Source organism: Micromonospora lacuserhaii, assembly GCF_036902735.1.
In the GTDB taxonomy this organism is placed as follows: domain Bacteria; phylum Actinomycetota; class Actinomycetes; order Mycobacteriales; family Micromonosporaceae; genus Micromonospora.
In genome coordinates this window covers 1-8253 of the sequence record NZ_JBAKHO010000099.1, presented here as the reverse complement: position 1 = coordinate 8253, position 8253 = coordinate 1, and the positions used below count along the sequence as shown (strand labels likewise).

Here is an 8253-nt window from a genome sequence, read left to right as displayed (position 1 = left end):
TGCACCAGATGCCGCGACACCAGGCGGCCCAACATCCCACCCGCACCCGTCACCAGGACGGTGCTGTCGGAGTCGAACGGCGCGGCGCCGTCGGCGTCCGTCGTCGCGGCGCGGGCCAGCCGGGGCACGTACGCGGCGTCGCCGCGGATGGCGAGCTGCGGTTCGTCGGCGGCGAGCAGGGCGGCGGTGTCCGGGGCGTCGGTGTCCACGTCGGCGAGGACGATCCGGCCCGGGTGTTCGAGCTGGGCCGAGCGGACCAGGCCCCAGACGGCGGCGCCGGCCAGGTCGGTCACGTCCTCCCCGGGCAGCGCGATCGCGCCCCGGGTGAGCACCAGCAGCCGCGGTGCGGTCTCCTCGTCACGGGCGAGCCAGGACTGGAGTGCGAGCAGGGCCTCGCCGGTGATCCGGTGGACGGCAGCGACATCGCTTCCCGGTTCGACGGTGTGCACCGTCGCGTCATCGGGGCGGCCGGTCGTCGCCAGCGTCACCGGCGTCCAGTCGACCCGGAACAGCGAGTCCTGCTTCGTCGCCGTCAGCTGGCCGGCGGAGACCGGCCGGGAGGTGAGCGACCGTACGGTCAGCACGGGGCTGCCGGTGGGGTCCGCCACGACGAGGGAGGTGCGCTGCGGGCCGTCGGGTGCCATCCGGACGCGGAGCTGCGCCGCGCCGGCGGCGTGCAGGGTGACGCCGCCCCAGGCGAACGGCAGCACGGTCCCCTCCTCGGACCGCTCACCGGCGTCGACGAGGGAGACGTGCATGGCGGCGTCGAGCAGGGCGGGGTGCAGCCCGAACCGGCCGGCGTCCTGCGCCGGCTGCTCGGGGAGCGACACCTCGGCGAAGAGTTCGTCGCCGCGCCGCCAGGCGGCCCGCAGCCCCTGGAAGGCGGGTCCGTAGCCGTACCCGCCGTCGGCGAGGTACGGGTAGGCGTCGGCGATGTCGACGGCGGTGGCGCCGGCCGGCGGCCACTGGCCGAGGTCGTCGGTCGGGCCGGCGGGGGCGGCGATCAGCAGGCCCTCGGCGTGCAGGGTGGACGCCGCGTCCGGCTGGTCGCCCCGGGACCAGATCGCCACGGTACGGCCGCCGGTGTCGTCGGCGGCGCCGACGACGACCTGGACGGCGACGCCGCCGGACCCGGGGAGGATCAGCGGGGCCTGGAGGGTGAGTTCCTCGACGGTGTCGCAGCCGACCTCGTCGCCGGCCCGCAGGGCGAGTTCGACCAGCCCGGTCCCGGGCAGCAGGACCGTGCCGTGCACGGCGTGGTCGGCCAGCCACGGCTGGGCGTCCAGCGACAGCCGGCCGGTGAGCAGCACCCCGTCGGAGTCCGGCAGCGGCACCACCGCGGTCAGCAACGGGTGCTCACTCGCTTCCAGGCCGAGCGCCGACGCACTGGCCACGGAGGCCGCGGAGTGCACCCAGAACCGTTCGCGCTGGAACGGATAGGTGGGCAGCTCGACCCGCCGCCCGCTCGGGCACCAGGCAGCCAGGTCGACCGGCACGCCGGTGGCCCAGAGTCGACCGGCGGCGGCGGCCAGGGTGGCCGCCTCGTCCCGGTCGCGGCGCTGGGTGGCGATCGTGACCTGCTCGCCCGTCACCGCCTGCACGGCGAGGCCGGCGAGCACGGCGTCCGGACCCACCTCGACGAACCGGGTCACCCCGGCGGCCTCCAAAGTGGTCACCGCGTCGGCGAAGCGGACCGCGTGCCGGACGTGCCGCACCCAGTAGTCGGGGTCGGTCAGCTCGTCGGCCTCGGCGAGCCGCCCGGTCAACGTCGACACCACCGGGATCGACGGCGCCGCGTAGGCCAGCGACCCGGCGACCTCGCGGAAGCCGTCGAGCATCGGCTCCATCAACGGCGAGTGGAACGCGTGCGACACCCGCAGCCGGGTCGTCTTCCGCTCACCCAACCCCGCGACGACCGCCTCGACGGCCGCCTCCACACCGGAGACCACCACCGACGTCCGGCCGTTGACCGCCGCGATGTCGACGCCGTCGATGAGCAGCGGGCGGACCTCCGCCTCGGTCGCCTGCACGGCCACCATGACCCCGCCGGCCGGCAGGGCCTGCATCAGACTGCCCCGCGCGGTGACCAGCTTGCACGCGTCGTCCAGGGAGAACACCCCCGCCACGTGCGCCGCCGCCAGCTCACCGATCGAATGACCCGCCACGAAGTCGGGCCGGATCCCCCAGGATTCGAGCAGCCGGAACAGCGCCACCTCGAACGCGAACAACGCCGGCTGGGCGTTCCCCGTCGCGTGCAGTGCGTCCGCGTCGTCACCCCACAGCACGTCGCGCAGGCCCGCGTCGGGCCCGCCCGCCAGGTCCGGGTCGCGGTCGTCACCCGCGAGCCCGAAGCCCGCCAGCACCGCGTCGAACGCCGCCGCGAACACCGGGTACGCGTCGTACAACTCTCGGCCCATGCCCAGGCGCTGCGCACCCTGACCGGTGAAGAGCGCGGCGGTCGCGCCGGTGCCCGTCCGGGTCGGGGCGAGGTCGGTCAGGGAGGCGAGCAGCGCCTCCCGGTCGACGCCCACCGCCACCGCCCGGTGCGGGAAGGCGGCGCGGCCCACCGCCAGCGAGTACGCCACGTCCCGCGCGTCCAGCTCCGGGTGGGCGTCCAGGTGCGCCCGCAGGTTGCCGGCCTGCTCGGCCAGCGCCGCCGGCGTCTTCGCCGACAACACCCACGGCAGCACCGGCGCCGGCGGCGCGGACCGGTCACCGGCCGGCGAGTCGGTGGCCTGTTCCAGGATGACGTGCACGTTGGTGCCGCTGATCCCGAACGACGACACCCCCGCCCGGCGCGGCCGGCCGGTCTCCGGCCACTCCCGCGCCTCGGTCAACAGCTCCACCGCGCCCGCCGACCAGTCCACCTGCCGCGACGGCTCATCCACGTGCAACGTCGGCGGCAGCACGCCGTGCCGCATCGCCTGCACCATCTTGATCACACCGGCCACACCCGCCGCGGCCTGCGCGTGACCCATGTTCGACTTGATCGACCCCAACCAGAGCGGCCGGTCCGCCAGCCGGTCCTGCCCGTACGTCGCCAACAGCGCCTGCGCCTCGATCGGGTCACCGAGGGTGGTGCCGGTGCCGTGCGCTTCTACGGTGTCCACATCGGACGGCACGAGACCCGCGTTGGCCAGGGCCTGCCGAATCACCCGCTGCTGGGACGGGCCGTTCGGGGCGGTGATGCCGTTCGAGGCGCCGTCGGAGTTGACCGCCGAGCCGCGGACCAGGGCGAGCACCCGGTGGCCGTTGCGGCGGGCGTCGGAGAGCCGTTCGAGCAGCAGCATGCCGGTCCCCTCGGACCAGCCGGCGCCGTCGGCCGCGGCGGCGAAGGACTTGCACCGGCCGTCCGGCGCCAGGCCGCGCTGCCGGCTGAAGTCGAGGAACATGTCCGGGCGGGACATCACGGCGACACCGCCGGCCAGCGCCAGGGAGCACTCACCGGAGCGCAGCGCCTGCGCGGCGAGGTGCATGGCCACCAGCGAGGACGAGCAGGCGGTGTCGACGGTCAGGGCGGGCCCCTCCAGCCCGAGGGTGTACGCGATACGCCCGGAGATCAGGCTGCCGCCGCTGGTGGTGGCGGCCTCGTTGCCGAGGGCGTAGTCGTGGTACATCACGCCGGCGAAGACGCCGGTGGCCGAGCCGCGCAGGGTGCCCGGGTCGATGCCGGCCCGCTCGAACGCCTCCCACGCCGACTCCAGCAGCAGCCGCTGCTGCGGGTCCATCCGGAGCGCCTCGTTGGGGCTGATGCCGAAGAACGCCGGGTCGAAGTCGGCGGCGTCGTAGAGGAAGCCGCCGGAGCGGGTGTAGGTCCGGCCCTCCTTGCCGGGCTCGGGGTCGTAGAGCCGCGTGATGTCCCAGCCCCGGTCGGTGGGGAACCCGGTCACCGCGTCGGTGCCGTCGGCGACCAGCCGCCACAGGTCGTCGGGGTTGCGGACGTCGCCCGGATACCGGCAGGCCATGCCGACGATCGCGATGGGGTCGTCGTCCATGGCGGCGGCCCGGGCGACCGGGACGACGTCCGCGCCGTCGAGCAGGTCGAGGATGTGCGCGGCGACGGCCTGCGCGGTCGGGTGGTCGAACACCAGCGTCGCGGGCAGCCGGAGCCCGGTGGCGGTGTTCAGGTTGTTGCGCAGCTCCACCGCGGTGAGCGAGTCGAAGCCGAGTTCCTGGAACGCCCGGTCGGGCTCGACGGCGTCCGGCGAGGCGTGCCCGAGCACGCCGGCGACCTGGTCGCGGACCAGGTCGAGGACGATCCGGTCGCGCTGCGCGGTGGGCTGGCCGGCGAGCCGGCGGAGCAGCACCGCGCCGCCGCCGGCGACCGCCCGGGTCCGCCGTGGTCCGGTCGGGACCAGGCCACGCAGCAGGGGCGGCAGGTCCTCCCGGGTACGCAGGGCGGCCGGCTCGACCCGCAGGGCTGCCACCACCGCGTGCCCGGCGGTGAGACCGGCGTCGAAGAGGCGTACGCCCTCGTCGACGGTGAGCGGGGGCAGGCCCTGCCGGCTCATCCGGGCCAGGTCCACGTCACCGAGGTGCCGGCCCATACCGGCGCCGTGCCACAGCCCGTACGCGATGGCGGTGGCCGGCCGGCCCTGTCGACGCCGCTCGCGCATCAGGGCGTCGAGGAAGACGTTCGCGGCGGCGTACCCGCCCTGGCCGGCGGCGAGGACGAGCCCGCCGGCCGAGGAGAGCGCCGCGAAGGCGGTCAGCGGGAGTTCCCGGGTCGCCTCGTGCAGCCACCACGCGGCGTCGGCCTTGGCCGCCAGGACGGCCGAGACGCGTTCCGGGGTCAGCGTCTCCACCAGCCCGTTGTCGGCGATCCCGGCGGCGTGCAGCACGCCGGTCAGCGGCCACCGCGCCGGCACCGCCGCCACGAGGGCGCGTACCTCGGCGGGGTCGCCGAGGTCGCACGCGGCGAGCGTGACGTCCTCGGCGCCCGCGGCGAGCAGGTCGGCGCGCAGCTCCGCGGCGCCGGGGGCGTCCGGGCCGCGGCGGCCGGCGAGCACGAGGCGGCGGACGCCGTGCGCGGTGACCAGGTGCCGGGCCAGCACCGCGCCGAGGCCGCCGGTGCCCCCGGTGACCAGGACCGTGCCGCCGGCCTCCCAGGACGGCGCGGTCGGCTCGGCGGCGGCGACCGGCAGCGGGACGAGGCGCGGGACGAGCACCGCGCCGTCGCGGACCGCCAGCTCCGCCTCGCCGGCGGCGGCCGCGAGGGTCACCGCGTCGGGGGTGGCGTCCACGTCGGCGAGGACGAAGCGTCCGGGCTGCTCGGCCTGGGCCGCCCGGATCAGGCCCCAGACGGGCGCCGTCGACAGGTCGACCGGCTCGTCGGCGATGCCGACCGCATGGTGGGTGACGACGAGGAGCCGGGAGGCGGCGAAGCGGGGATCGGCCAGGAACGTCCGTACCGTGGCGAGGACGTCGTCGAGGACCCGCCGCGTCGCGGTCGGCACCGGCTCGGTGGTGGCGGGCAGGTCGAGGACGACCACCGGCGGCACCTCGGCGCCCTCGGTCAGCTCCGCCCAGCGGGCCGTGCCGATCGGCGCGGCGGGGGTGGTGGTGAGCGGCGACCACTGCACGGTGAAGAGCGACTCGTGCCGCGCCGCGCCGGGCGCGGCCAGCTGGCCGGCCGAGACGGGGCGGGAGGTGAGCGACCGCACCGACAGCACCGGGCTACCGGCGCCGTCGGCGACCAGGAGCGCGACGCTCTGCGGGCCGGTCGGCGCCATCCGGACCCGCAGCTGCGCCGCGCCGGCGGCGTGCAGGGTGACACCGCTCCACACGAACGGCAGGACGGTCTCCCCCTCGCGCTGGCCGCCGTCGTCGACGAGGGAGACGTGCATGGCCGCGTCGAGCAGGGCGGGGTGCAGCCCGAACCGGCCGGCGTCCTGCACCGCCTGGTCCGGCAGGGCGACCTCGGCGAACACCTCGTCGCCCCGCCGCCACGCCGCCCGCAGGCCCTGGAAGGTGGGCCCGTAGCCGTACCCCTCGCCGGCCAGGTACTCGTACGCCTCGGCGACCGGCACCGGGGTCGCGCCGCGCGGCGGCCACTCGGCGAGGTCGTCGGCCGGGGCGGCCGGCGCGGCGATGAGCAGTCCCTCGGCGTGCAGGGTCCACCCGGCGTCCGGCTGGTCGCTGCGGGACCAGATCGCGACGGACCGGCCGCCGGTGTCGTCGGCCGCGCCGACGACCACCTGGATCGCGAGGCCGCCCTCCTCGGGCAGGGTCAGCGGGGCCTGGAGGGTGAGTTCCTCGACGGTGTCGCAGCCGACCTCGTCGCCGGCCCGCAGGGCGAGTTCGACCAGCCCGGTCCCGGGCAGCAGGACCGTGCCGTGCACGGCGTGGTCGGCCAGCCACGGCTGGGCGTCCAGCGACAGCCGGCCGGTGAGCAGCACCCCGTCGGAGTCGGGCAGGGTGACGACCGCGCCGAGGAGGGGGTGCTCGGCGGTCACCAGGCCGGCGGAGTTCAGGTCGCCGAGGTCGTCGGCGAACCAGGAGTCGGTGAGGTACTCCCGGGTGCCGAGCCAGTAGCGCTGCCGTTGGAAGGCGTAGGTGGGCAGGTCGACCCGCGATCCGGTCGGGCACCACGCGGTCAGGTCGACGGACGCGCCGGTGGCCCAGAGCCGACCCACGCCGGCGGCCAGGGTGACCGCCTCGTCCCGGTCGCGACGCTGGGTGGGAATCGTGACGGTCTGCTCGCCGGTGACCGTCTGCGCGGCCAGGCCAGTGAGTACGGCGTCCGGGCCGACCTCGACGAACCGGGTCACCCCGGCGGCTTCGAGGGTGGTGACCGCGTCGGCGAAGCGGACGGCGTGCCGAACGTGCCGCACCCAGTACTCCGGATCGGCCAACTCGCCCGCCTCCGCGAGCCGACCGGTCAACGTGGACACCACCGGGATCGACGGCGCCGCATAGGTCAGCGACCCGGCCACCTCGCGGAAGCCTTCGAGCATCGGCTCCATCAACGGCGAGTGGAACGCGTGCGACACCGCCAACCGGGTCGACTTGCGCTCCCCCAACCCCGCGACGACCGCCTCCACGGCCGCCTCGACGCCGGAGACCACCACCGACGTCGGGCCGTTGACCGCCGCGACGTCCACGCCGTCGACCAGCAGCGCCCGCACCTCGTCCTCGGTCGCCTGCACGGCGACCATGACGCCACCGGCGGGCAACGCCTGCATCAGCGCGCCCCGGGCGGTGACCAGCCGGCACGCGTCCGCCAGGGAGAACACCCCCGCCACATGCGCGGCGGCCAGTTCACCGATCGAGTGACCAGCCACGAAATCTGGGCGCACTCCCCACGACTCCAGGAGCCGATAGAGCGCCACCTCGAACGCGAACAACGCCGGCTGCGCATTCCCCGTCGCGTTCAGCGCCTCGGCGTCGTCACCCCAGAGCACGTTTCGCAGGCCCGGGTCGGGCACGCCGGCCAGGGCCGGGTCGCGGTCGTCCCCCGCGAGCCCGAAGCCCGCCAGCACCGCGTCGAACGCCGCCGCGAACACCGGATAGGTCTCGTACAGTGCACGACCCATGCCGAGGCGCTGCGCGCCCTGACCGCTGAAGACGGCAGCGGTCGCGCCGGCACCGGCGCGGGTGACGGTCAGGTCGGCCAGGGAGTCCAGTAGGGCGTCCCGGTCCGCCCCCACCGCCACCGCCCGGTGCGCGAACGCCGACCGGCCGGCGAGCGCCGTGGCCACGTCGACCGGCCGGAGCTCCGGATGCGCGAGCAGGTACGCCCGCAGCCGTACCGCCTGGTCCGTCACCGCCTGCGGCGTCTTCCCGGAGAGTGGCCACGGCACCACCGGCGCCCCCGCGACCGGCGGGGCCGGCACCTCCGCCTCGGGGGCCTGTTCCAGGATGACGTGGGCGTTGGTGCCACTGATCCCGAACGACGACACCCCCGCCCGGCGCGGCCGGCCGGTCTCCGGCCACTCCCGCGCCTCGGTCAACAGCTCCACCGCGCCCGCCGACCAGTCCACCTGCCGCGACGGCTCATCCACGTGCAACGTCGGCGGCAGCACGCCGTGCCGCATCGCCTGCACCATCTTGATCACACCGGCCACACCCGCCGCGGCCTGCGCGTGACCCATGTTCGACTTGATCGACCCCAACCAGAGCGGCCGGTCCGCCGGCCGGTCCTGCCCGTACGTGGCGATCAGCGCCTGCGCCTCGATCGGGTCACCCAGCGTGGTGCCGGTGCCGTGCGCCTCCACCGCGTCCACCTGCTCGGCGGAGAGCTGCGCGTTGGCC

1 protein-coding gene is annotated in these 8253 nt (G+C 75.8%); it reads right to left on the bottom strand.

Translation table 11 applies throughout. The features are described from left to right. The coding region (locus tag V6U81_RS28590; protein WP_334494107.1) for an SDR family NAD(P)-dependent oxidoreductase at nt 1-8253 on the bottom strand (8253 nt) is incomplete at both ends.